Raw genomic sequence first — 255 nt, forward strand, 5'->3', positions numbered from 1 at the left:
CTGGTGGCCGGGTGTCGGCCCCGGGCGCATTCTCGCCTGGGCCAGCGTGCTGTGGCTGGTCAACCTGCTCGTGCTGGGGCCGCTGGCGGTCGCCGCGGCCGGGGCGGGCGGGGTGACGCATCGGCTGGACCCGGCCAACATCCCCTGGCTGACGGCGGTGATCTGGGCCCCACTGGTCGAGGAAATGCTGTTCCGCTATGGCCTGCGACGGCCCAGGCAGGCGCTGTGGCTGTGCCCGGCGCTGCTGCCGGTGGT

Annotated in this window: 1 pseudogene; it reads left to right on the forward strand. The window is 74.1% G+C overall.

Annotated features, from left to right (window positions below):
* Window positions 1–255 (forward strand): annotated as a pseudogene (locus SB751_RS32985) (CPBP family intramembrane glutamate endopeptidase); the annotation flags it as partial.

It is taken from the genome of Cupriavidus sp. SIMBA_020, from assembly GCF_046535395.1.
Taxonomy (GTDB): Bacteria; Pseudomonadota; Gammaproteobacteria; order Burkholderiales; family Burkholderiaceae; genus Cupriavidus; species Cupriavidus campinensis.